The sequence below is a fragment of the Salmonella sp. SAL-020 genome, from assembly GCF_017372215.1.
Taxonomy (GTDB): Bacteria; Pseudomonadota; Gammaproteobacteria; order Enterobacterales; family Enterobacteriaceae; genus Salmonella; species Salmonella enterica.
The window spans coordinates 3,322,422-3,346,046 of the sequence record NZ_CP071690.1 but is presented as its reverse complement, the minus strand read 5'-3'; the positions used below and the strand labels follow the sequence as shown (position 1 = coordinate 3,346,046).

Below are 23,625 nucleotides of genomic sequence, written 5' to 3'. Positions count from 1 at the left end.
GAGCGTCTCATGAAACGTATCCATCCTCTTATGGCAAGCCGACAATCGGCGGATTATCGGCAACCCTGGCAGATGTCAGGGGTATGGCGTCGCTCTATTAATTTTGTGGCGAAAAGCGGTGAGTTATTAACGCTTCACCGTCGGGGGAGCGGCTTCAGTCCGGGAGGGTGGATACTGCGCGGCGGCGATTTTGACGCCTTGCGCGATGTGCTCACCGATGGCGAAAAACCGCAGTCAACCGCTGCCGGTATTCAGATTGGCGAGTTTCTTTTATGCGAGCCGGAGAGGCGCTGTTCGCTGCGGGTTCCGCGCTATCTTGCGTCGCCGCGTCTTAACGCGACGTACATGCAGCGTAGTGAGGAGACGGGACTGTTTGGGCCGTTAACCGTCGCCGCAGCCCAGCCTCTATGTCCGGAACTTCGCCAGTTTTGTCACTGCTTTCAGTCGGCGCTTGCAGGTGCTGCGACTGACTGGCGGCTATGGCTGGGTAAAGGGCCGGGCTTAACGCCCAGTCATGACGACACGCTGACGGGAATGTTGCTGGCGGCCTGGTATTTTGGCGCCATAGATGAACGCGTCGGGCGTAATTTTTTTGCCCAATCCGGCAGCCTTGATCGGGCGACGACGCTCGTGAGCGTCAGCTATTTACGCTATGCGGCTATGGGTTATTTCGCGTCGCCTTTACTCCACTTTATTCATGCGCTGCGACGAGATGCTCGCACAGAAACGGCGATTGACGGACTGCTGGCGCTGGGGCACACCTCTGGCGCGGATACGCTGCTGGGGTTCTGGCTTGGACAACAAATAGTAAAAGGATAGGGAATGAAAACGTTGGTAGTTGCTCTTGGCGGCAACGCATTATTGCAGCGCGGAGAAGCGCTAACGGCAGAGAATCAATATCGCAATATTGCTGACGCGGTGCCCGCGCTGGCGCGACTTGCCCGCTCGTATCGGCTGGCGATAGTACATGGCAACGGCCCTCAGGTCGGCCTGTTGGCTTTACAGAACCTTGCCTGGAAAGCCGTTGAGCCTTATCCGCTGGATGTGCTGGTAGCGGAAAGTCAGGGCATGATCGGCTATATGCTGGCGCAGCGTCTGGCGCTTGAACCCGATATGCCGCCGGTGACTACGGTATTAACGCGGATAAAGGTATCGGCGGACGATCCTGCTTTTCTTGAACCGGAAAAGTTTATCGGTCCCGTTTATTCGCCAGAAGAGCAAATGGCGCTGGAAGCGACTTATGGCTGGCATATGAAACGTGATGGAAAATATCTGCGCCGTGTCGTCGCTTCCCCGGCGCCGCGTCAGATTATCGAAAGCGCCGCTATTGAGTTATTGCTAAAAGAGGGCCATGTGGTGATTTGCAGCGGCGGTGGCGGGGTACCTGTTGCCGGCGAAGGCGAAGGGGTCGAGGCGGTGATAGATAAAGACCTGGCGGCGGCATTGCTGGCGGAGCAGATAGCGGCCGATGGTCTGATCATTTTGACGGATGCGGATGCGGTGTATGAACATTGGGGAACGCCGCAGCAGCGCGCTATTCGTCAGGCTTCGCCCGATGAGCTGGCGCCGTTTGCCAAAGCCGATGGCGCGATGGGGCCGAAGGTGACCGCGGTAAGCGGGTATGTGAAGCGGTGCGGAAAGCCGGCATGGATTGGCGCATTATCGCGTATTGACGATACCCTGGCGGGCAGGGCGGGAACCTGCATCCGTCTGTGATCGCGACGGGCGGCGACAGAGAATGCGCCGCCCACGCTGTTTATTTAAGCTTACTTTGCGCCCAGATAATGCCGCTGGCGTATTCGCCCGGCAGGAGCGGAGAGAGCGCTTCCAGGGTGGCGCTAAGACGTGACGTATCGCTGTCGGTCAGATTCAGATGGCCGACTTTTCGCCCCGGACGTACCGCTTTATCATACCAGTGCAGATGTACCAGCGGCAGCTTCAGCCAGTCGTAATTCAGCTCGCTGCCGATCAGATTGATCATCACCGACGGGGCGTTAATCACCGGCGCGGGCAACGGCAGGCCGGTAATCGCGCGCAAATGCAATTCAAACTGACTGATGCTGGCGCCATTTTGCGTCCAGTGTCCGCTGTTATGCACGCGCGGCGCCAGTTCATTGATTAACAGGCCTTCCGGCGTGATAAAACATTCCATCGCCATTACGCCGACGTAGTTCAACGCCTGCATAATTGCTGACAGCATCGATTCCGCCTGCTCCTGCTGTTCGGCGTTCGCCTGTGGGAACGCGACGCTGGTCCGCAAGATGCCGTCCTGATGCAAATTGTGCGTTAGCGGGTAAAACACGGTACTGCCGTCATGAGCGCGCGCGCCGACTAACGACACTTCGCCGGAAAAATGGATACCGCGCTCAACAATACATTCGCCATAGCAGTCATCCGGCAGTTGCCCGGTTTCGTCCGCGCGTAGACGCCACTGCCCGCGACCGTCGTAGCCGCCAACGCGACGCTTAATAATCGCCAGTTCGCCCAGACGGTCAAAGATGCCGGACCACTCGTCGGTGCTGGTCAGCAGCTGCCACGGCGCGGTCGCGAGTCCCAGTTTATCGAAAAGCTGTTTTTGTGTCAGACGGTCGGCGATGATCGGAAATACATCGCGATTGACGAAGGCCGGGTGGCGCGCCAGCTCGCGGGTAAGCGCGGTTTCCGGCCAGCGCTCAATCTCTGCGGTAATGACGCTCTGCTGTACCGGCACGGCGGTAGGCTCTGCATCCAGACCAACCGGCCAGACGGCGATACCCAGCGGTTCGCCCGCCTGGCGCAGCATTCGGCCCAGTTGTCCGTTGCCGAGAACGCAAACTTGCTTCATAGCGTCCCCCGCGGATCGGGATTTTCCAGTACTTCATCGGTTTGCGCTTTGCGCCAGTCGGCAATGCGCTGATGCAGTTCCGCGTCGTGTTGCGCCAGAATCTGCGCGGCGAGCAGGGCGGCGTTAGCGGCACCGGCTTTACCGATCGCCAGCGTACCCACCGGAATGCCGCGCGGCATCTGCACAATGGAGTAGAGGCTATCCACGCCGCTTAGCGCAGCGCTTTGTACCGGCACGCCGAGTACCGGGACCAGCGTTTTTGCCGCAATCATTCCCGGCAGGTGCGCCGCGCCGCCCGCGCCGGCAATAATCACTTGATATCCGTTCTCTTCCGCCGTTTCGGCGAAGCTGAACAGTTTATCGGGGGTGCGATGGGCGGAAACCACTTCTACATGGTGCGGGACATCCAGAATTTCAAAAATTTCGGCGGCGAATTGCATGGTAGCCCAGTCGCTTTTGGACCCCATCACGATGGCGACACGCGCCGGATTATTGCGGGAAGACATGCGTCTTAAAACTCCTGTGGTGCGGGACACGCTGCTTTTGAGGTGTCAGAGAATAGCATGATAATCAGGCAAGGAAAACGGTTGCGTGCGCGCCGTAACGGACGATTCGACGAACATTTACAGAGGGAAGGCGATTAACTCAACGTTGTCCGGCGTGACTTTTACCATTGAACCTTCATGATGCCATGCGCCTAACACCACGCGGAACGCGGGCTGGTCGTTGGCGGAAAGTTCATGCACCGCCGGGCGGTGGGTGTGACCGTGAATCAGCCACTGTACGCGGTGTTTTTCCATTTCGGCGACGACGGTCTGCGCATTGACGTCCATAATATCCAGCGATTTGCTGCTGTTGGCGGCTTTACTGCCGGCGCGCATTCTGGCGGCGATACGGCGGCGGATAAACAGCGGCAGGGTAAGGAACAGCCGTTGAACCCACGGATTATGGACTTTGGCGCGAAACGCCTGATATCCGGCATCATCGGTACAGAGCGTATCGCCGTGCATAATCAACACATTGCGGCCATACAGGTCGAGCACTTTTTCCTGCGGCAGTAGCGTCATGCCGCTTTCGCGGGCAAAGCGTTTGCCAATCAGGAAGTCGCGATTACCATGAATAAAGAAGCAGGGGACGCCGGAATCAACCAGCGATTTAATGGCAACGGCCATTTCACGATGTAGCGGGTTGGGGTCGTCGTCGCCAATCCAGGCCTCGAAGAGATCGCCAAGAATATACAGCGCGTCGGCCTGGCGGGCTTCTACGGCTAAAAAACGCAGAAAACCGGCGACGATCGCCGGTTCTTCCGTTTGCAGATGCAAGTCTGCAATAAACAGTGTCGCCACGATTACTCGCTGACGGTCACGTTTTCAATGATGACGTCTTCTTTTGGTACGTCCTGGTGCATACCGCTACGGCCAGTGGCGACGCCTTTGATTTTATCTACCACGTCCATACCTTCTACAACTTCCGCAAAGACGCAGTAGCCCCAGCCCTGCAGACTTTCGCCGGAGAAGTTCAGGAAGTCGTTGTCTGCCACGTTGATGAAGAATTGCGCGGTAGCCGAATGTGGCGCCTGAGTACGTGCCATTGCCAACGTACCACGGGTATTTTTCAGACCATTGTTGGCTTCGTTTTTGATCGCCTCTTTGGTGGCTTTCTGTTTCATGCCCGGCTCAAAGCCGCCGCCCTGAATCATAAAACCGTTAATCACACGGTGGAAAATGGTGTTGTTGTAAAAACCTTCGCGGCAGTAGTCCAGGAAGTTTTTAACTGTTTCAGGCGCTTTATCATCAAAGGTTTTGATTACGATATCGCCGTGATTAGTGTGGAAAGTAACCATTTTTGCATCCTGTTCCAAGAGAGTGGTGCTTTAGCCCGCAATGGGGCACATATAGGGGCTTGTTATAGCATAACCGTAAGCTGCGATCACCTTGCAAAGTGTGCTGCTTCGATTACGAATAATATGTATCATACAGAGATTATTACCCACACACGTCTATACGGAATCTTCGATGTTAAAAATTTTTAATACACTGACGCGCCAAAAAGAGGAATTCAAACCCATTCATGCCGGGGAAGTCGGCATGTACGTGTGTGGTATCACCGTTTACGATCTCTGCCACATTGGCCACGGACGCACGTTTGTCGCTTTTGACGTTGTCGCGCGCTATTTGCGTTTTCTCGGTTATAAGCTGAAGTATGTGCGTAACATTACCGATATCGACGATAAAATTATTAAACGCGCCAATGAAAACGGCGAAAGTTTTGTCGCGCTGGTCGACAGAATGATTGCGGAAATGCATCAGGACTTCGACGCGCTGAATATTCTGCGTCCGGACAGCGAGCCGCGTGCGACGCACCATATTCAGGAAATTATCGAGCTCACCCGCACCTTAATCGAGAAAGGACACGCCTATGTGGCGGATAACGGCGATGTGATGTTCGATGTACCGACCGATCCGACTTATGGGCAGCTTTCCCGTCAGGATCTTGAGCAGCTTCAGGCGGGCGCGCGCGTAGATGTCGTTGACGTGAAGCGTAACCCGATGGACTTCGTGCTGTGGAAAATGTCGAAAGAGGGCGAGCCGAGCTGGCCGTCGCCGTGGGGCGAAGGGCGTCCGGGCTGGCACATTGAATGTTCGGCGATGAACTGCAAGCAGTTGGGCAACCATTTTGATATTCACGGCGGCGGTTCCGATCTGATGTTCCCGCACCATGAAAACGAGATTGCCCAGTCTACCTGCGCGCATGACGGCGAATACGTCAACTACTGGATGCACTCCGGTATGGTGATGGTGGATCGCGAGAAGATGTCCAAATCGCTGGGCAACTTCTTTACCGTGCGCGACGTGCTGAAATACTACGATGCGGAAACCGTGCGCTACTTCCTGATGTCCGGGCATTACCGTAGCCAACTGAACTACAGCGAAGAGAACCTCAAGCAGGCGCGCGCTTCGCTGGAGCGGCTATACACCGCATTGCGTGGAACGGATAAATCAGCGGCCCCGGCGGGCGGCGAGGCGTTTGAAGCGCGTTTCGTGGAGGCGATGAATGACGATTTCAATACGCCGGAAGCCTACTCCGTCCTGTTTGACATGGCGCGTGAAGTCAACCGTCTGAAGGGCGAGGATATGACCGCCGCGAATGCGATGGCGTCTCATCTGCGGAAGATTTCCGGCGTGCTGGGACTGCTGGAGCAGGAGCCGGATGTTTTCCTGCAAAGCGGCGCGCAGGCGGATGACGGTGAAGTTGCGGAAATTGAAGCCTTGATTCAACAGCGTCTGGATGCCCGTAAAGCGAAAGACTGGGCGGCGGCGGACGCGGCGCGCGATCGTCTCGCTGAAATGGGTATTATTCTGGAAGATGGCCCGCAGGGCACCACCTGGCGGCGTAAGTAAGCGCTTTTACAGGCCGCTCTATTTGCATAGAACGGCCTGTTTTTTATTTTTTCGCACCGGGCGAAAGATAAACACACACCGACTCCCCCAGATTCTGATGTTCACACCCGGGCATTGCCCGGCTGTAATGGGCAATAAAGCGGATGACGCTGTCGCCGCTGTTTAGCCCCACATTTCCTTTTCGCAGCAATTCTGCTGGCTGATCGTCGGTGAAAACGTTAGGGGTGAACAGTTTTGCGCCTAATCGTTCAAAAGTGCCAGCACTAACGATAGAGGGTTGATAACCCTGAAGCTGCAACCAGCGGCGGGCATCATTACGTGACCAAATCTGCGCATCGTTTGCTCGCGCAAACACTTCGAGAAGCCAGCCATTCGAATTCTGATAAGGGCCGGAAAAAGGCCACGCAATCAGGTTATAGCGGGGACTGTGGAAGAGATTGAGTTTGATAGCGCTATGTAAGAGCGTTTGTAATGCCGTCGCGATATCTGAACGCGGGCGCAAAACGGCAATGCTCTGATTCACCAGGTCATCAGCCAGAAACTCATACAGACCTTGTATATAGAGCGCTGATTCAGCGGTTCCGCAAGTATTCAGATTATGGTAAACCCGCCAGTCTCCGTTTGGCTGGCGCATGGCATAGCCAGCATGTGACCAGGTTAAATGTCGGCTCGACATATCTTGCCCCTGGCGAACCAGAATGACGACCGGATCGGATTGACTGTTAAGCTGTTGTTTGAGCTGTAGCGCCTGATCCATTGTCGCTGCGATGCTCTCCGGCGTGTTTGCTTTTTGGTGACAGTTAGCACTGTCTGCATAAGCGTTGAGCGAGATTGCGCTGAGCCACAGGGCAAACGCGAACCGCTTCATTTGGCCGGTACCGTCTGGTTGCTGGAAAGTCCTGCGTCGTCCTGATTTACCATATGGGCAAGGACCTTGCCCTCTTTTTTCAAATAAGCGCCGGTGCCTTCCTGCGTTTTTTCCAGAGTGACTTTATCACCTGCTTTGAGGTTGCCTTCTTTGACGACATTTAGAGGAACTTGCATTTTAATGTCTTTGTTATCGGGGGACTTAGTGGTTAACAGCGCGGTTTTTTGCTTTTTATTTTCGACAACAGATCCAATGCTCAGGTTGAGCGGCAGCAGTACGGGGGAGAGTATAATTCCGCTAACCAGTGCGGAACTGCCCACGCTGACAACCGCAGACGATGCCGCATACCAGCCAGTGGCAGACATTTCTTCGCTATAGCTGGCGTGGGAAAATGAGAAACAGATGACCGCGGCGGCGAATGTCATTTTATTCATATTGATTCCTTTTAATATGCGTTTTAAGTACCCATAGAAATAACACTAAAATACTTCCCGGCAACCACACCCACAGCAATTCTGAGAGAATGACCTGGTGTCCATACGGCGTGATGTAGCTTGAAAGCGCAAACGGCGCGACTTTAATCACCTGCCAGGGCGCAAAGAAACGTTCATCCGACCACGGCCACAGCCAGCCGACGCCTTTCCCACCCGTGGTTATCGAATCCAGCAGGCTGTGCGACAGCAATGAAACGGTTAAAAACAGCCAGCAGCGCACCTGCCCCGCTCGAAACCATCGTCGTCCCGCGAGTACGCACAACAGGGGGAGGACGAATGCGAAAAGTAAAGAATGGGTAAATCCACGATGGCCGAACACGTTGCCGTAGGCGACGCCAAATTTAAAGGCCAGCACGTCGGCATCGGGGAGCATCGCCAGCACAACACCGGCAAACAGCAGGCGAGGAGGGATAACTTTCAGGCCTAAGCCTGCGCCAAGACACAGAGGAACGGCGGCGTGGGTGATAACGGTAGGCATAGCGATGGTTCACAGGGAAATAGCCATGCTAGCAGTTGGAACGCAGAGGATTAAGTGGATGATTATCTGAAAAGACAGCGTAATCAGGCCGGATAAGACGCTTTGCGTCGCTATCCGGCACTTGTATCAGGCCACGACGTTCACACTTTGGCCTTCAAAGCTAACGGTTTGCCCGGCGACAATTTTGCAGCGTTTACGCGTTTCAACCACGCCATCAACCTTCACCAACCCGTCGGCAATGGCGATTTTCGCCTGCGCGCCGCTTTCGCTCCAGCCTTCCAGCTTGAGCAGATCGCACAGCTCGACGTGCGGGTGCTTGCCTAAAGAGAATGTCGCCATGTTATTTTCCTTGTGGATCGTGATATTCAATGCACGCCTGCAGCGTGTTTTCGATAAGCGTGGCGACCGTCATCGGGCCGACGCCGCCCGGTACTGGCGTGATGTATGACGCGCGCGCCGCGGCTTCGTCAAACACGACGTCGCCAACGATCTTGCCATTTTCCAGACGGTTAATACCGACATCAATCACAATTGCGCCTTCTTTAATCCATTCGCCGGGAATAAAGCCCGGTTTACCTACGGCGACAATGAGCAAATCAGCATGCTCGACATGGTGACGCAGATCTTTGGTAAAGCGGTGCGTAACGGTAGTCGTACAGCCAGCCAGCAGCAGCTCCATGCTCATCGGGCGTCCAACGATATTGGACGCGCCAATGACCACCGCATTCAGGCCGTAGGTATCAATATTGTAACGCTCAAGCAGCGTCACAATACCGCGGGGCGTACAGGGACGCAGGCGTGGCGCACGCTGACACAGACGACCGACATTATAAGGATGGAAACCGTCTACGTCTTTATCTGGCGCGATACGCTCCAGCACTTTAACGTTGTCGATACCTGCCGGTAAAGGCAACTGCACCAGAATACCGTCAATCGTGTTATCTGCATTCAGAGTATCGATAAGCGCCAGCAGTTCGGCTTCGCTGGTGGTTTCTGGCAGGTCATAGGAGCGGGAGACGAACCCCACTTCGTCGCACGCTTTACGTTTGCTTGCGACATAAATCTGTGAGGCCGGATTGCTGCCGACCAACACCACAGCCAGGCCGGGAGCGCGAAGTCCTGCTGCGACGCGTGCCTGAACTTTTTGAGCAACCTCAGATCGCACCTGCTGCGCAATCGTTTTACCGTCAATAATCTTTGCTGCCATCAGAGAGAAGATTCCATCTGTTACTTCAAGTCAAAGGGGATGACGCTATTTTGTCAGAAGCGGGCCTCGCTGTCAGTTAACGTTTGTGTTTCCGATGCAAACGCGACGTCTCCCCCGTTCGTTGCCGATGCTGAGACGTGACCCATAAGCGCGCCATGATTAACCAAAAAGAAACAATTCATCACCCTGGCTATGGTTACCGTAATCCCTCGTCGTTAATAGCATCGGGCGGCATAATGCGACATTTTATACAAAATAAGATTAGACCCTTCTTATATCCCAATAAGAATTAGCTTAGGTCATTAAAAGAGTTTGCGGCTATTTTTTATTTAGCGAAATGTTTAATTTATTACCGTGACGAAATGTCATATTCGCAAAGATTAATTACTGCGTCTGATACTCAGGGGAGAAACAGAAAACTAATTAATCTGCGATATCTATCTTTACAGGATGCAGAGATAACTTTTCTGACATGCTATGTCGATAATAATTCAAACGGAGCCGACAGGATGCCGAAACCGGGTGTGTGTAATTCAAGGGAAATCCATGAAACATAAATTAATGACCTCTACTATTGCGAGTCTGATGTTTGTCGCTGGCGCAGCGGTTGCGGCTGATCCTACTCCGGTGAGCGTGAGTGGCGGTACTATTCATTTCGAAGGTAAACTGGTTAATGCAGCCTGTGCCGTTAGCACTAAATCCGCCGATCAAACGGTGACGCTGGGTCAATACCGTACCGCCAGCTTTACGGCGATTGGTAATACGACTGCGCAGGTGCCTTTCTCCATCGTCCTGAATGACTGCGATCCGAAAGTGGCGGCCACCGCTGCCGTGGCTTTCTCTGGTCAGGCAGATAACACCAACCCTAATTTGCTGGCTGTCTCCTCTGCGGACAATAGCACCACCGCAACCGGCGTCGGGATTGAGATTCTTGATAATACCTCTTCACCGTTGAAGCCGGACGGCGCGACCTTCTCGGCGAAGCAGGCGCTGGTTGAAGGCACCAATACGCTGCGTTTTACCGCACGCTATAAGGCAACCGCCACCGCCACGACGCCAGGCCAGGCTAATGCCGACGCCACCTTTATCATGAAATACGAATAATCCCGTCAGGGAACGCCAGGGAAGGGAGGCGCCTCAACGGAAGAGGCTATCGGGGATAAAAGAGAACATAGCAATGATAAGGAAAGGCGCGGCGCTAGTGGGGCTTGTTTTGATGTCGCCCGTTATTGCGCAGCCGGTAATGGTAGAGAGCGGGCGTGTTCACCTGCGCGGACAACTGGTCAATGGCGGCTGCGCTGTCGCCACAGAAAGCCAGGATTTGCGCGTACTGATGGGACAGTACCGCACGAATGCGTTTACCGGTCCTGGCAGCTTCGCTCCCGTCAGCGTTCCATTTTCGTTACGGTTAATCTCCTGTAGCGCGGAGGTCTGGCGTCATGTCGGCATTGCGTTTGCTGGCGTTACGCCTGCGGAAGATCCCCATGTTTTTCTGGCCAGCGGCGAAGGTATCGGTAATGCCGGAATCGGCCTGGCGTTATTTGATGACCAGCAGCGGCAAATCATACCTAACACGTTACCGCTTCATTACACGCCCATTTTAACGTCAGAAATGACTTTGCATTTTACCGCCCGCTATCGGGCAATTTCAGAAAATATGACGCCGGGACGAATTCATTCAGAAGTGTGGTTTACGCTGGTTTACCCATGAATTTTCTTGCCGACGTGACTCAATGCAAAAGGTATTTTTTACCATGCTGAATAGTATAAAATTAGGCTTTATTGTTCTTCTCACGTTATTTACTTCGCTGAACGTACAGGCGGCGGGGGGGATTGCATTAGGCGCCACGCGAGTTATTTATCCCTCGGCGGCGAAGCAGACTTCTCTGGCAATCAGTAATAGCGATACTCAAGAACGTTACCTCGTCAATTCATGGATCGAAAATAGCGCCGGGCAGAAAGAAAAAACGTTTATCGTTACGCCGCCTTTATTCGTCAGCGAGCCCAAAAGCGAAAACACGCTGCGTATTATCTACGCCGGGCAACCGCTACCCGGGGATCGGGAGTCGTTATTCTGGATGAACGTGAAAGCCATCCCGTCGGTCGATAAAAGTCATATTGAAGGAAAAAACGTTCTGCAACTGGCGATTCTGTCGCGCATCAAACTGTTCGTGCGTCCGGCGAATTTGCCGCAGACGCCGGAAGACGCGCCGACCTTGCTGAAATTTTCCCGTGTCGGCAACCATCTCAAGATAACCAACCCATCTGCTTATTACCTCACGCTGGTCAATATCAGCGTGGGCGCGAAAAAGATTGATAACGTGATGATCGCGCCAAAAAGCGACATGCAAATTCCCTTACCGACTGGCGCGCAGGGCAGCGTGACATTTCAGACCGTCAATGATTACGGCGCATTGACGTCGGCGACAACGGCCAGTCTCGGTTAAGCAGAGAGCGTGAAGCCACACGAGAACACGATGAAGAAGACAACCTGGTTTGCAGGGCGATTTCCCGGCTATGTATCACCGTTAAGCGGCGTGGCGCTGTCGGTGCTGGCGGCGCTGTGTCCGCTGACGAGCCGCGGCGAAAGTTATTTCAACCCTGCGTTTTTGTCGGCGGATACCGCGTCCGTGGCGGATTTATCTCGCTTTGAAAAAGGTAATCATCAGCCGCCTGGTATTTACCGGGTGGATATCTGGCGTAACGACGAATTCGTAGCGACGCAGGATATTCGTTTTGAGGCGGGCGCCGTGGGCGCCGGCGATAAATCCGGCGGCCTGATGCCTTGTTTTACACCGGAGTGGATTAAACGGCTGGGCGTGAATACCGCGGTGTTCCCTGTCTCAGATAAAGGCGTCGATACCACGTGTATTCACCTTCCTGAGAAAATCCCGGGCGCGGAGGTCGCGTTCGATTTCGCGTCGATGCGCTTAAACATTAGCTTGCCGCAGGCGTCATTGCTCAACAGCGCGCGTGGCTATATCCCGCCGGAAGAGTGGGATGAAGGGATACCCGCCGCACTCATTAATTACAGTTTTACCGGTAGCCGCGGAACAGACAGCGATAGCTATTTTTTGAGTCTGCTGAGCGGGTTGAACTATGGCCCCTGGCGGCTGCGTAATAACGGAGCCTGGAGCTATTCGAAAGGGGACGGCTATCATTCGCAACGCTGGAACAACATTGGCACCTGGGTACAGCGCGCCATCATTCCGCTAAAAAGCGAACTGGTCATGGGGGACAGCAATACCGGGAACGATGTTTTCGACAGCGTCGGCTTTCGCGGAGCGCGGCTGTACTCTTCTGACAATATGTATCCCGATAGCCTGCAGGGCTACGCCCCCACGGTCAGAGGGATCGCCCGGACGGCGGCAAAGCTGACGATACGACAGAACGGGTATGTTATCTACCAAAGCTATGTGTCGCCGGGCGCGTTTGCGATTACCGATCTTAATCCTACCTCTTCCAGCGGCGACCTTGAGGTGACGGTAGATGAAAAAGACGGTAGCCAACAACGTTACACGGTGCCTTACTCTACCGTTCCGCTATTGCAGCGTGAGGGTAGGGTGAAGTATGACCTGGTGGCCGGGGATTTTCGCAGCGGCAATAGTCAGCAGTCTTCGCCATTCTTTTTCCAGGGAACGGTGATTGCCGGCCTGCCTGCGGGGCTGACGGCTTACGGCGGTACGCAACTTGCCGATCGTTACCGTGCCGTGGTGGTCGGGGCGGGGCGAAATTTGGGCGACTGGGGAGCCGTGTCGGTCGATGTCACACATGCGCGTAGCCAACTGGCAGATGACAGCACCCATCAGGGGCAATCGTTGCGTTTTCTGTACGCCAAATCGCTGAATAATTACGGGACTAATTTTCAATTGCTGGGTTACCGCTATTCCACGCGCGGATTTTACACCCTGGATGATGTGGCATACCGCAGTATGGAAGGGTACGACTACGAATACGATAGCGACGGACGCCGCCATAAAGTGCCGGTGGCGCAGAGCTACCACAATCTCCGCTACAGCAAAAAAGGCCGCTTTCAGGTCAATATTTCGCAAAACCTGGGGGATTACGGGTCACTGTATCTTTCCGGCAGTCAACAAAATTACTGGAATACGGCGGATACCAATACCTGGTATCAACTGGGATACGCCAGTGGATGGCAAGGCATAAGTTATTCGCTGTCATGGTCGTGGAACGAGTCGGTGGGGATCTCAGGCGCCGATCGCATTCTGGCATTCAATATGTCCGTTCCGTTTAGCGTTCTGACCGGACGGCGCTATGCGCGCGACACTATTCTTGATCGTACTTATGCCACGTTTAACGCCAACCGCAACCGCGACGGCGACAATAGCTGGCAGACCGGCGTGGGCGGCACGCTTCTGGAAGGACGTAATCTGAGCTACAGCGTGACGCAAGGGCGTAGCAGTAGCAATGGTTATAGCGGCAGCGCCAGCGCTAGCTGGCAGGCGACGTATGGCACGCTGGGCGTGGGATATAACTACGATCGCGATCAGCATGACTATAACTGGCAACTTTCCGGCGGCGTGGTCGGTCATGCGGATGGTATTACGTTTAGCCAACCGTTGGGCGATACCAATGTCTTGATTAAAGCGCCGGGAGCGAAAGGCGTGCGCATCGAAAACCAGACCGGCGTGAAAACGGACTGGCGGGGTTATGCGGTAATGCCCTACGCCACGGTATATCGCTATAACCGCGTCGCGTTAGATACCAACACGATGGACAACCATACCGATGTCGAAAATAACGTCAGCAGCGTAGTGCCGACAGAGGGCGCTCTGGTGCGGGCCGCTTTTGATACGCGGATAGGCGTAAGGGCAATCATTACCGCGAGGCTTGGCGGACGTCCGTTACCGTTTGGCGCGATAGTACGAGAAACCGCCAGCGGTATTACCAGTATGGTCGGCGATGACGGGCAAATTTATCTGAGCGGCTTGCCGCTAAAAGGTGAACTGTTCATCCAGTGGGGAGAGGGGAAAAACGCGCGTTGTATCGCCCCTTACGCCCTGGCGGAGGATAGCCTGAAGCAGGCGATTACGATAGCCAGCGCGACCTGTATCCGTCCGTCGTCATAAAAGGAAAAATAGAGATGAAAATATACTCAGCGCTATTGCTGGCGGGGACCGCGCTCTTTTTCACCCATCCCGCGCTGGCGACGGTTTGCCGTAATTCAAACGGGACGGCGACCGATATCTTTTACGACCTGTCAGATGTTTTCACCAGTGGCAATAATCAGCCGGGACAGGTGGTTACGCTGCCGGAAAAATCTGGTTGGGTCGGCGTAAACGCGACGTGCCCGGCGGGGACAACGGTAAATTATACCTACCGAAGCTATGTATCAGAATTACCGGTACAAAGCACCGAAGGAAATTTTAAATACCTCAAGCTGAATGACTACCTTCTGGGCGCGATGAGCATCACCGATAGTGTCGCTGGCGTATTTTATCCGCCCCGTAACTATATTCGCATGGGCGTCGACTCTAACGTGTCGCAGCAAATGCCGTTTGGCGTGCAGGACTCAAAGCTGGTTTTTAAATTAAAAGTGATACGGCCTTTTATTAATATGGTGACGATCCCTCGCCAGACAATGTTTACTGTCTATGTGACGACCTCTACCGGCGACGCGTTGAGCACGCCGGTATATACCATTAGCTACAGCGGCAAAGTGGAAGTGCCGCAAAACTGCGAAGTGAATGCCGGACAGGTCGTGGAGTTTGATTTCGGCGATATCGGCGCGTCGTTATTTAGTCAGGCGGGGGCGGGTAATCGTCCGCAAGGCGTCACGCCGCAAACGAAAACTATCGCTATTAAATGTACCAACGTCGCGGCGCAGGCCTATTTATCTATGCGGCTTGAAGCCGAAAAGGCCTCAGGGCAGGCGATGGTGTCCGATAATCCGGATTTAGGCTTTGTGGTTGCTAATAGCAACGGTACGCCGCTCACACCCAATAATTTGTCGAGTAAAATTCCGTTTCATCTTGATGATAACGCCGCCGCTCGCGTAGGTATTCGCGCCTGGCCGATCAGCGTGACGGGGAATAAACCGGCGGAAGGGCCGTTTACTGCGCGCGGCTATCTACGAGTCGATTATGATTAAGGAGGCATAATGATCTTTCGGCGCGTTTTCATCGCTATCGGTTGTGTTTTGTTCAGCCCGCTGAGTCAGGCCAACTCATCTCTGGGCGAAGTGAATATTGAACTGCGCGGTAACGTGGTGGATTTTACCTGCGCCGTGGTGGCGGGCGACAGTAACAAATCGGTTAACCTCGGCACCTGGCCGACAAAACAGCTTCACGCCGCCGGTGACGCCACGCAACCGGTAGCCTTTAGCCTAAAACTTGAAGGCTGCCCGCCGGGGTCGGCGTCTATAACGTTTTCCGGGACGCCAGCGCCCGGCACGGCATTACTGGCGCTTGCTGATACGGCAATGGCGCAAAAACTGGCGATTGAAATTCGCGATGGCGATCAACGTCGATTGCCACTTGAACAGGCCAGCAAGGCCGTCGATATTGACAACAACGGCAATGCTACCCTGAAATTCTATGCGAACTATATCGCCTTAGCCGATGGCGTGCAGCCCGGACTTGCTAACGCGGATGCGACCTTCCTGATCAATTACAATTAGTGTCCGTTATTGTGGCTCCCGAACGATAATTCGCCGGGAGTACATTTACAATAATTCGTGTGATTTGGCGTAATCGATAAGCTCAACGATAGAGTGAAGGCCAAGTTTAGAAAATATATTGGCCTTATGCGCGCTGATAGTCTTGTTACTCAATAAAAGTTGCTCGGCAATTTCTTTGTTAGACATTCCATTGGCCAGATAGCGCAGCACGGTAACTTCGCGGTTAGATAGTGGCATATCATGGTGCCCGCCTTTGGGGGTACGGGTATTACTGATGAAATTAAGCGTCTCAGATGGGAAAAAAGAATAGCCGGATAAAATCATTTTTACCGCATTATAAATATCATTGAGGTCTTTGCGTTTACTTACAAATCCGTTTGCGCCCGCTCTTATTGCTCTTCCGGCATAAAAAGCCTCTGATTTCGACGATAAAAAAAGTATCCGGGTATGTTCCTGGATAGATTTGATTCGTTTAAGTAAGGTAAAGCCGTCGGTGCCCGGTAATTCAATATCCAGAATGACAAGGTCAACAGGATAAGTGCGCAGATACTCTATCGCTGTTCGGCTATCATCCGTTTTCAGGACAACCTGAATATTGCTATTTTTACCGAGTAAAACTTCGATCGACATTCTTACAATAGGGTGTTCGTCCATAATGATAACAGATGCAGGTTTCATTGTTGTATGCCTCAGACTGTTATGCGTCCTTCGTTTTAGAATAAGCGTCAGACACCTTAAAGATTGTGAAATAGCCAGATCTACACACCACACAGTGGAGCAATAATAAAGAATGAGACCTCCCTGTTGACTGGCTATTTTGCGTAAGAGTAATAAATATGTGGAATATCCATTTCGCACCAACAAAAAAGAAATTTCTGATTAAGTAAAAACAATATGGATTATACCTGGTCTGATTTCTCGGAAAAGTCTTGCGAAATGCGAATTATGGATAGCGGGTAGGATGTTCTGTGGCGTTATAGAAAATTTGTTCGTGGTGGAGCTATTTTCTTTAGAGTTGACATTGAGTAGTTTAAACTGTTGTTTTTAAGTATAAAAATAATATGAAAGACTAATTGTTTAGTATTTGTTATGTAATAACAGAAAGATGTTGACGCTGGAGACCTCAAAAAACGAGGAGGGACAGGGGGCGATGTAAGAAAAAAATTTTTATCGCTTACCAGGACGAGTTGTAAATATTAATTTTATGTGAAATATTTACATTTAATGGAAGTGAAAATAAGTAATTTCTTAAAAAATCTTATTCACCAAAACGTTAGTTCGTTAAAAAATGTCGTGGAAAGTAACGTTTAACTGCTGGATCAGCCGAAGAAAGCTTTGTCTGTGGGGAAGGTTAAGGAGGGTGATAAGTTGTTTAAGCCGGTAAACTACACGATGATAAGGTACGCTTTGCTGACGTGCTATTTCTTTTAAAGAGGCACCTTGCGCTAAAGTTTCAATCATCAACCAGTCAGTACGGCTAAAGCTTTCCGATAAGCGAGGTTTGGCGGCTGATAACAAGGCTTCGCGTACAGAGGCCAGATTTTGTCGTCGCGACAGAACAAAAAAACGCCCAGCCATACGGATAAACTGTGTTATAGCGGGGGTTTTATCTGATACCAGCAGGTAAATCTGGATATCGCTTTGTTGCCAACTGAGCGCGCGTAGCTGGTTAAGCGCCTCAATACAGGAGACAGGTAGCGCCTCCATATCTACAATCAGTTGTCTGAGCGACCCCTTTTCAATCCACAAAGAAATGTCATCTAATGAGCGGAATGCAGCGGTAGGTTTTCCGGAAAATAAGTAGTGACTCAATGAATAGCCGAGGTAGTTATCAGTTGTAATTATTGCCTGGGAAATGATACCAACCGGCAAGGCATAATTAAGCTGTTGGTCCAGTAACTCAAGGCGATCAAATATCTGCGGCGTTGGAGAGTGATAACGGCAGGCGCAGTCTTTGGCATTTCTTAAACGGCGGTGTCTTTCCCTGCGTGGTACGCTGCGCATCCTGCTTTTTCCATTGCTCTAATATATATCTGGTAATATGGCTGGCCATAAATAACCTTGTCCCATCGTTGCACCAGCGTAAAAAGCAATGCTTCGTTGCTCTGATGTTTCAATGCCTTCCATCAGCATTAACTGCTGAAAAAAAACTTCGCTATCATGTTTTGACGGAAGTTGCGTCAGGACCTCATAGCCGATTAATTGCGCAGTTGAGAGATTAACGATTGGCTCAGATTTTAACAATCCGCTGTTGAGATATGAATGGCGTGTTGGCGAAGACGCCAGGTGTGGGGGATTTATCCTTTCCTTTAATAAAGTACCCTGTGCCACCAAACACTCCTCCAGGCATTTATGATGCAGCCATATATTTTTGACCCCTGAATCTATCAGGATATTATGGGCATCATTGTGGCAGCGTTAAAAAAATGCCTGTAGGTATCGTTACTTAATTATTGGTGAGATATTTCGTAAGCCTTGTAAAAAGTTAAGTGAGTTTACTTACTGAGTAAGAAATGAAGGTTAACTCTAATATACTTTAAAAACTGCTGCTCCGTTTTAACATGTAATTTGCGCATAATGCTCCGGCGGAGTGACTTTGTCTGCTCTTCAGAAAGTGAAAGTAAAGCACCCGTTTCGCTTAAATGATAACCGCTGGCGATCAGTTTTAACAGGTGACGTTCTGTTACTGAAAAATGACGAGTCGTGCAGTAGTGGCAAATGCCAGAAGGGACGCTATGTCGAAGCGCTCGCTTATGTAAGATCAATATCATTTTCCGGGTAATTTCTTCAACATCATCTTTCCGATAAATATGCGGCAGCATATACAGACATGGTCTGAACATGAGCTTTTCTTTATCGCATTTATTACAAATAATCACCCGTAGCTGATGTTGGGTATGCATAGGTATCTGGTAACAGCCTGCGCTGAACCAATCATCATCCAGGGCCAGGAAAGCGATATCGGCATTATCTATCTCTTCTGGCGGCAGAAAGTCAATTTTCTGCTGCCATTGATTCGCCAGACGCGTCATGATGATTTTCAAACCATGCTCAAAGTGACTGTTTTGTTCCTTAATAGCGATACGCAGCATAAAAAATATCCTACACGGCAGGTGAATCATGGTGAAATATTAAAGAAACTGATTGATTTTCTAAATACTGGCGGCCTTAATTCCCACTTTATGCGTGCTGAGATGTGTCCAGGCGATTTCCTGGAACCTGGCATTGCGCCAGAAAAGACGATATTCGTACACTTAGTCAGCAACCAGAACAAAAGCCATTGACTCAGGAGTGCCTGACCGTATAATTCTCGCGTTTCGTCTACACGAAGTCTTCACTTCACAAGGCGCCCTTAGCTCAGTTGGATAGAGCAACGGCCTTCTAAGCCGTGGGTCGCAGGTTCGAATCCTGCAGGGCGCGCCACTTATATATCAACTGGTTACGCCTCTTTAATTCTCATATGGGACATCATCACCAAAAATGTCGTCTATTTTCCTCGCGTGTTCCGTTAAATGATTAGGCGCAAGGTGAGCATATCTGTGAATCACCACGGATAACCTGGACACTTCTGAGTCGTTGATGATATAGGTTTTCATATTCAGCCGGTGGCATCTGCTCGCTCGAACCATGCCGGCGTCTACTGTTATAAAACATTTCTATGTAATCAAAAATATCGCTTCTGGCTTCGTCTCTCGTTCCGTAGATCTTTTCCTTTATCCGTTCACGCTTCAGTAGCTGGAAAAAGCTTTCTGCAACCGCATTGTCATGACAGTTGCCACGACGGCTCATTCTGCTCTCCAGTCCGTGCGATTTCAGGATCGACTGCCATTCATAGCGGGTGATTACGTCGCCACACGGCCATCAGAAGCGCATTCAGGACTCTATCTTTTGTCATTCATGGTTGCAGTGACCAATTGAATCTATTGCGGCTTTTTTTAATATGTCCCGTTCGTCAGTAACCCGCTTCAACTCTTTCGGGAGTCGGCGGATTTCGGTCTGATCATCTGACTGCTCTTTATTTCTTTATTGGTGGAGGAGTTCGACCCGTACTTCTTTATCCTGGCGTAAAGACTGTGGGTAGTAATATCGAGATGTGTTGCGACGCTGGAAACAGAATGGCCACGCTCAACAACCTGTCTTACCGCTTCAATTTTAAACTCTTCGGGATAACGTTTACCGCTCATAGGCACCTCTCTTTAAGTCATCTTAAATGGCTCTGAGGTGTCTGTTAAATCCGTGGCGATTCACATTGACCGCAGATTGTCAGGTTCCTTTACCCGGTAGTGAAACCAGTAGGGGGCAGTTTATCCGCACTAAAAGACGGTGTTCCTGCATCTGTGGTGGAGTTGAACCGGATGGGCTTTGGGCACATGCGTATCCTTGCGTGTATTGGTCAGTTGCCGGAGTCTGGATTAATGCACTATGGCTCCGTTGGGTTCTTTTTTGGGACTGATGGTGCATTGCGACTTCTTGCTAAGAAACCTGATGGGGCATTTGTGACATACGATATGTAGGAATCCCCGCCGCCCGTTACCCATTGGTGGCGGGGAACATTAATTATACATGAATGTTATTTAATTATTTCCGTAATATTCTCATTTGTCCTCGCCCCTGTTCTAACGTCCCATGTCCCAGATGTAATTGATTCTAATTCATTTGAATCTATGTCGTTAATCGCCCGCCCGGAAAGCCATCTTCCGTCTATTTGGAATGTCTTCTTGTCGACATCTGCATTTATAATTTTTCCATCCTTTGTTTTAAAGCTAATGAACATCGCTGTCTTCTCATCAAGAGAATCAGCAGGATTCTTATTAAACTCAAATATTACAAAGGTTTTAATGTCCATTTGCTGTTTATATATCCATAATGATTTTATATAAACGTTGTTACATATTTTTGCGTTAATATTAAGAGGCTTGAAATTAAAGGCTCGTGAATAGTCGAAAAATCCTGGAGCAGTTATTTTCAAATCAATCCCGTAGTATCTAGACATTGCTTCACTGTTAAACGTATCAAGACTTGGGCCTGCATGCAGTACCGGTGGAAAGTAATAATCAGGAATTATCGCTTGATCTTGTTTGTTATGTTTCGCCCTGTCTATTATTTCTTCCCTAATCTCCGTTTGTTTGCTTATTGATTTAATTGATGAGTAATAGAGGATGTATGATGGAATGAAATATAAAAAAGCCATTGCATATGTAGTAACAGATAAATAAATGGAAGCCTTGTTAAATTTCGTAAATGCAGAATGAGCAACAAAGGAAATCGAAAGAATCATAAAGCAGAGTGCTCCATTGAGAGCCCTGCTGGGCATTGCAGGAGATGCAAGGAACGCAACATTTGCAGCAATTGCACCCAGTATGAATAAAAAGCTTCCAAACATAAGTTTGCTGCTACTATTCCTTGATAACACTACAGAGATTAGTAGTATTATAAATGCAATATAGACCTGCCAATATGCCCCCATTGCTGATGGCAGCCTTTCTGAAAAGTGCTCAAGAACCCTCCATGCAAGTGGTTGATTGTACCAGTCTTGTATTGTAGACGCACGGGATAGGTTTCCCGGAGCCAGCAGGAGAACCCCCGCGCCTATTGCAGATCCGAATACGCCAATCAGTAAATATTTATTTCTATTCATTATAAAGAAATATGCTACAGAAATTAATACAACTACAAGAGATGTATTTTCATTTGAGCAACCTGCAAATATCGATGATATGGCATATACAAAGAGTATTAAATTGGATTTTTTACCATTGCTTAAATATATAGAAATTAGTATATAAATGGCAATGAACATGTTGGTCCATAAGTAATTTGCTGACCCAACAAGCCAGAAGTTAGTTTGACCGAGGGCTGGATTTGCAATGAAGTATAAGAAAAATAAGAAAATCATCACATATGGGGACGGTGACGACTTTGTTAATGTAGCTGGGATCATTGTCCAGCACAACACCATTAATGTTAGCGCTGCTGAGTTTATTGCATTGTAAATATGCGGGGAGAAAAACTTTAATAGAGATGTGCTGATCGTATCTGACACAACCCTTCCGCTCCATCCCAAATAGTGCATTTTTACGCTAGAAAGCGAAAGCTCTCTTAGGGCATAAGTATAGTCATCAGAGTTCATTGGTGTGATAAATCCTATTGAATACACCAACGAGAAAACTATAAGGATAGCAATTACCATTTTTAATCTATTGTTAACCATTTTTCTTCTCATTCTTAATTATGTACTTAGGTCTTTTTTTGGTTTCTATGTAAATTCTACCAATATATTCTCCAAGAATACCTATTCCTATCAATTGAACGCCACCCAGGAAAAGTACAGAAACAAGAAGTGACGGGTAGCCAGGAACATTATTTCCAAATATTAATTTATCAATAATCATCCATGCACCGTAAAGGAATGACATACCTGCAATAAACAATCCAATATAAGTCCATATGCGGAGCGGAAATGTTGAGAAAGAAGTTATTCCTTCCAGCGCCAGATTCCATAATTTCCAGCCATTGAATTTTGAATCGCCGGCAACACGTTCAGCGCGGGCGTATTCAACTATATCAGTCTTGCCGCCCACCCATGACAGAACGCCTTTCATAAACAGATTACGTTCTGGCATCTGTTTAATATTTTCGACAACCTCACGACTCATTAACCGAAAGTCGCCAACGTTCTCTTCAATTTTCGGATTGCTGATTTTATTATGCAGCTTATAAAACCATTCAGCTGTCTTACGCTTCATGCGCCCGTCAGTTGAGCGGTCTGAGCGCTTAGCCAGCACCATATCCGCGCCAGCCTGCCACTTCTCAATGAGATGGGGGATAACTTCTATCGGATCCTGTAAATCGACATCAATAGGAATGACCGTATCCCCGGTTGCATGGTCGAGACCCGCGAAAAGAGCAGGTTCTTTACCGAAGTTTCGCGTAAACGAAAGCGGAATAACGAGCGGATCAGATGCAGCTATTTTGTTAATTATTGATTCAGTCGCATCTTTGCTTCCGTCGTTGATGAAAACAATCTCAACTTCATACGGTTTTAGCTCTTCAAACTCGCGAACCGTTTTATAGAAAATAGGTATCGTGGCTTCTTCATTGAAGACCGGAACGACTAACGAGATTTTCATTTCGCATCCCTAAAGACAATGAACTTTGAATAAATGAATCCGCATATCAGGCTGATAGCTGAAAAGGTGACAAGAGTAAGGAGTGGCGGCAGGGAACATTTGTCAGCCATCCAGCCAACAACGGCGCTCAGTGTTCCCATAAATCCCACGTACATCATGTAGCGAAGCGTGGTGGTGCTGGCGTTAAAGGTGAAGCGCGCATTGGCATAGAAGCTGAACGATACGGCGATAACAAAACCGGAAAAGTTCGCCAACGCCTGATGCGTATGCATCCCATACACACAAAAAGCAAATACGCCCCAATGAATAAGCGTGTTAAGAACACCGATCGATGTGTACTTAGCGAATAACTTCAACATTATGAAAATCAGCGGATTCGGAAAGGTCTGGAGTGTAGCACTACAAATTGCTTTGATCGATATAAACGATCAATAATGTGGTATTCAATAGTTTAAAGTTATTGTTATCTTATTAATTGATCGTTGTTACCGATCAATTGGGGCTACTGATTGCTTAGTAGTTTGGGACAAAAACGGGACACACAAAGCTTTGCATCGGCTTGCAAGTCTTTGCATGTTTTTCG

General features: G+C 50.1%; 25 protein-coding genes, 1 tRNA gene and 3 pseudogenes. 10 read left to right on the top strand and 19 right to left on the bottom strand.

The window, feature by feature from the left end:
- The first annotated feature begins 9 nt into the window (after positions 1-9).
- Both J1G48_RS16425 and J1G48_RS16420 read left to right on the top strand, forming a co-directional pair.
- A complete protein-coding gene (locus J1G48_RS16425) occupies positions 10-819 on the top strand; it encodes a DUF2877 domain-containing protein (protein ID WP_000821193.1) in 810 nt (269 codons plus the stop codon).
- Between the two features lie 3 nt (positions 820-822).
- Positions 823-1,716, top strand: coding sequence for a carbamate kinase (locus J1G48_RS16420; protein ID WP_000855344.1), 894 nt, complete (start codon positions 823-825; stop codon positions 1,714-1,716).
- A gap of 40 nt (positions 1,717-1,756) precedes the next feature.
- Here J1G48_RS16420 and purK read toward each other — a convergent pair whose 3' ends face one another.
- The 4 genes from purK to ppiB all read right to left on the bottom strand — a co-directional run bounded on the left by purK (position 1,757) and on the right by ppiB (position 4,667).
- Positions 1,757-2,824 (bottom strand): 5-(carboxyamino)imidazole ribonucleotide synthase, encoded by a 1,068-nt coding sequence (gene purK, locus J1G48_RS16415; protein ID WP_000815603.1) that lies wholly within the window; start codon positions 2,822-2,824, stop codon positions 1,757-1,759.
- Positions 2,821-3,330 (bottom strand): 5-(carboxyamino)imidazole ribonucleotide mutase, encoded by a 510-nt coding sequence (gene purE / locus J1G48_RS16410; protein WP_000098736.1) that lies wholly within the window; start codon positions 3,328-3,330, stop codon positions 2,821-2,823. Before purE ends, purK begins: the two co-directional genes overlap by 4 nt.
- 117 nt (positions 3,331-3,447) lie before the next feature.
- Positions 3,448-4,170, bottom strand: a complete 723-nt coding sequence (gene lpxH / locus J1G48_RS16405) for a UDP-2,3-diacylglucosamine diphosphatase (RefSeq protein ID WP_000212289.1) — start codon at positions 4,168-4,170, stop codon at positions 3,448-3,450.
- A 2-nt stretch (positions 4,171-4,172) separates the two neighbouring features.
- The gene (gene ppiB, locus J1G48_RS16400) at positions 4,173-4,667 is read right to left on the bottom strand and encodes a peptidylprolyl isomerase B (RefSeq protein ID WP_000255991.1); all 495 of its coding nucleotides are present in this window, start codon (positions 4,665-4,667) and stop codon (positions 4,173-4,175) included.
- A 172-nt stretch (positions 4,668-4,839) separates the two neighbouring features.
- On the opposite strand from ppiB, the gene cysS reads away from it, so the two are divergent.
- Positions 4,840-6,225, top strand: a complete 1,386-nt coding sequence (gene cysS, locus J1G48_RS16395) for a cysteine--tRNA ligase (protein WP_000912376.1) — start codon at positions 4,840-4,842, stop codon at positions 6,223-6,225.
- 43 nt (positions 6,226-6,268) lie between these two features.
- On the opposite strand, the gene J1G48_RS16390 is transcribed toward cysS, so the two are convergent.
- From J1G48_RS16390 to folD, 5 genes are all read right to left on the bottom strand, one after another.
- Entirely contained in the window at positions 6,269-7,093 is an 825-nt protein-coding gene (locus tag J1G48_RS16390) for a DUF2145 domain-containing protein (RefSeq protein WP_000819118.1), read from the bottom strand.
- A complete protein-coding gene (locus J1G48_RS16385; RefSeq protein ID WP_001038574.1) occupies positions 7,090-7,527 on the bottom strand; it encodes an STM0539 family protein in 438 nt (145 codons plus the stop codon). The genes J1G48_RS16390 and J1G48_RS16385 overlap by 4 nt, the downstream gene beginning before the upstream one ends.
- Positions 7,520-8,065 carry a metal-dependent hydrolase gene (locus J1G48_RS16380; RefSeq protein ID WP_001143571.1) on the bottom strand — a complete coding sequence of 182 codons (546 nt, stop codon included), beginning with the start codon at positions 8,063-8,065 and terminating at the stop codon, positions 7,520-7,522. Before J1G48_RS16380 ends, J1G48_RS16385 begins: the two co-directional genes overlap by 8 nt.
- 126 nt (positions 8,066-8,191) lie before the next feature.
- Complete coding sequence (gene ybcJ, locus J1G48_RS16375; protein WP_000190281.1) at positions 8,192-8,404, bottom strand: ribosome-associated protein YbcJ; 213 nt, start codon at positions 8,402-8,404, stop codon at positions 8,192-8,194.
- 1 nt (position 8,405) lies between these two features.
- Positions 8,406-9,272, bottom strand: a complete 867-nt coding sequence (gene folD, locus J1G48_RS16370) for a bifunctional methylenetetrahydrofolate dehydrogenase/methenyltetrahydrofolate cyclohydrolase FolD (protein ID WP_000729164.1) — start codon at positions 9,270-9,272, stop codon at positions 8,406-8,408.
- 546 nt (positions 9,273-9,818) lie between these two features.
- Between folD and fimA the strand changes: the two genes are divergently transcribed.
- The 6 genes from fimA to sfmF all read left to right on the top strand — a co-directional run bounded on the left by fimA (position 9,819) and on the right by sfmF (position 15,912).
- Positions 9,819-10,376, top strand: coding sequence for a type 1 fimbrial protein subunit FimA (gene fimA / locus J1G48_RS16365; protein ID WP_000681034.1), 558 nt, complete (start codon positions 9,819-9,821; stop codon positions 10,374-10,376).
- 73 nt (positions 10,377-10,449) lie between these two features.
- Positions 10,450-10,983, top strand: a complete 534-nt coding sequence (fimI, locus tag J1G48_RS16360) for a type 1 fimbrial protein subunit FimI (protein WP_000619618.1) — start codon at positions 10,450-10,452, stop codon at positions 10,981-10,983.
- A 43-nt stretch (positions 10,984-11,026) separates the two neighbouring features.
- Positions 11,027-11,719 (top strand): type 1 fimbria chaperone FimC, encoded by a 693-nt coding sequence (gene fimC / locus J1G48_RS16355; protein ID WP_001519112.1) that lies wholly within the window; start codon positions 11,027-11,029, stop codon positions 11,717-11,719.
- A 30-nt stretch (positions 11,720-11,749) separates the two neighbouring features.
- A complete protein-coding gene (locus J1G48_RS16350) occupies positions 11,750-14,362 on the top strand; it encodes a fimbrial biogenesis usher protein (RefSeq protein WP_000754223.1) in 2,613 nt (870 codons plus the stop codon).
- Positions 14,363-14,376: 14 nt separating this feature from the next.
- Positions 14,377-15,384 (top strand): type 1 fimbria D-mannose specific adhesin FimH, encoded by a 1,008-nt coding sequence (gene fimH / locus J1G48_RS16345; protein ID WP_000708656.1) that lies wholly within the window; start codon positions 14,377-14,379, stop codon positions 15,382-15,384.
- A gap of 9 nt (positions 15,385-15,393) precedes the next feature.
- Positions 15,394-15,912, top strand: coding sequence for a fimbria assembly protein (sfmF, locus tag J1G48_RS16340; protein WP_000577507.1), 519 nt, complete (start codon positions 15,394-15,396; stop codon positions 15,910-15,912).
- Positions 15,913-15,957: 45 nt separating this feature from the next.
- On the opposite strand, the gene fimZ is transcribed toward sfmF, so the two are convergent.
- The 4 genes from fimZ to fimW form a co-directional block, all read right to left on the bottom strand.
- The gene (fimZ, locus tag J1G48_RS16335; RefSeq protein ID WP_000801273.1) at positions 15,958-16,590 is read right to left on the bottom strand and encodes a fimbria biosynthesis transcriptional regulator FimZ; all 633 of its coding nucleotides are present in this window, start codon (positions 16,588-16,590) and stop codon (positions 15,958-15,960) included.
- Between the two features lie 603 nt (positions 16,591-17,193).
- On the bottom strand, positions 17,194-17,916 hold the full coding sequence (gene fimY, locus J1G48_RS16330) for a fimbria biosynthesis regulator FimY (protein WP_001258102.1): 723 nt from the start codon (positions 17,914-17,916) through the stop codon (positions 17,194-17,196).
- An 18-nt stretch (positions 17,917-17,934) separates the two neighbouring features.
- Positions 17,935-18,246, bottom strand: coding sequence for a hypothetical protein (locus J1G48_RS16325; protein WP_000226499.1), 312 nt, complete (start codon positions 18,244-18,246; stop codon positions 17,935-17,937).
- A 161-nt stretch (positions 18,247-18,407) separates the two neighbouring features.
- Positions 18,408-19,004 carry a fimbria biosynthesis transcriptional regulator FimW gene (gene fimW / locus J1G48_RS16320; RefSeq protein ID WP_000944160.1) on the bottom strand — a complete coding sequence of 199 codons (597 nt, stop codon included), beginning with the start codon at positions 19,002-19,004 and terminating at the stop codon, positions 18,408-18,410.
- A 254-nt stretch (positions 19,005-19,258) separates the two neighbouring features.
- Between fimW and J1G48_RS16315 the strand changes: the two genes are divergently transcribed.
- Positions 19,259-19,335, top strand: a tRNA-Arg gene (locus tag J1G48_RS16315).
- A 26-nt stretch (positions 19,336-19,361) separates the two neighbouring features.
- Here J1G48_RS16315 and J1G48_RS23410 read toward each other — a convergent pair.
- From J1G48_RS23410 to J1G48_RS16295, 6 genes and pseudogenes are all read right to left on the bottom strand, one after another.
- Positions 19,362-19,460: pseudogene (locus tag J1G48_RS23410) on the bottom strand (hypothetical protein); the annotation flags it as partial.
- A pseudogene (locus tag J1G48_RS23405) lies at positions 19,429-19,822 on the bottom strand (IS3 family transposase); the annotation flags it as partial. The pseudogenes J1G48_RS23405 and J1G48_RS23410, both read right to left, overlap by 32 nt.
- 20 nt (positions 19,823-19,842) lie before the next feature.
- Positions 19,843-20,096: pseudogene (locus J1G48_RS23400) on the bottom strand (transposase); the annotation flags it as partial.
- Positions 20,097-20,482: 386 nt separating this feature from the next.
- Entirely contained in the window at positions 20,483-22,135 is a 1,653-nt protein-coding gene (locus tag J1G48_RS16305) for a DUF6056 family protein (protein WP_001575778.1), read from the bottom strand.
- A complete protein-coding gene (locus tag J1G48_RS16300) occupies positions 22,116-23,042 on the bottom strand; it encodes a glycosyltransferase family 2 protein (protein WP_000703619.1) in 927 nt (308 codons plus the stop codon). Before J1G48_RS16300 ends, J1G48_RS16305 begins: the two co-directional genes overlap by 20 nt.
- Positions 23,039-23,401 (bottom strand): GtrA family protein, encoded by a 363-nt coding sequence (locus tag J1G48_RS16295; RefSeq protein ID WP_000915523.1) that lies wholly within the window; start codon positions 23,399-23,401, stop codon positions 23,039-23,041. Before J1G48_RS16295 ends, J1G48_RS16300 begins: the two co-directional genes overlap by 4 nt.
- Positions 23,402-23,625: the final 224 nt, after the last annotated feature.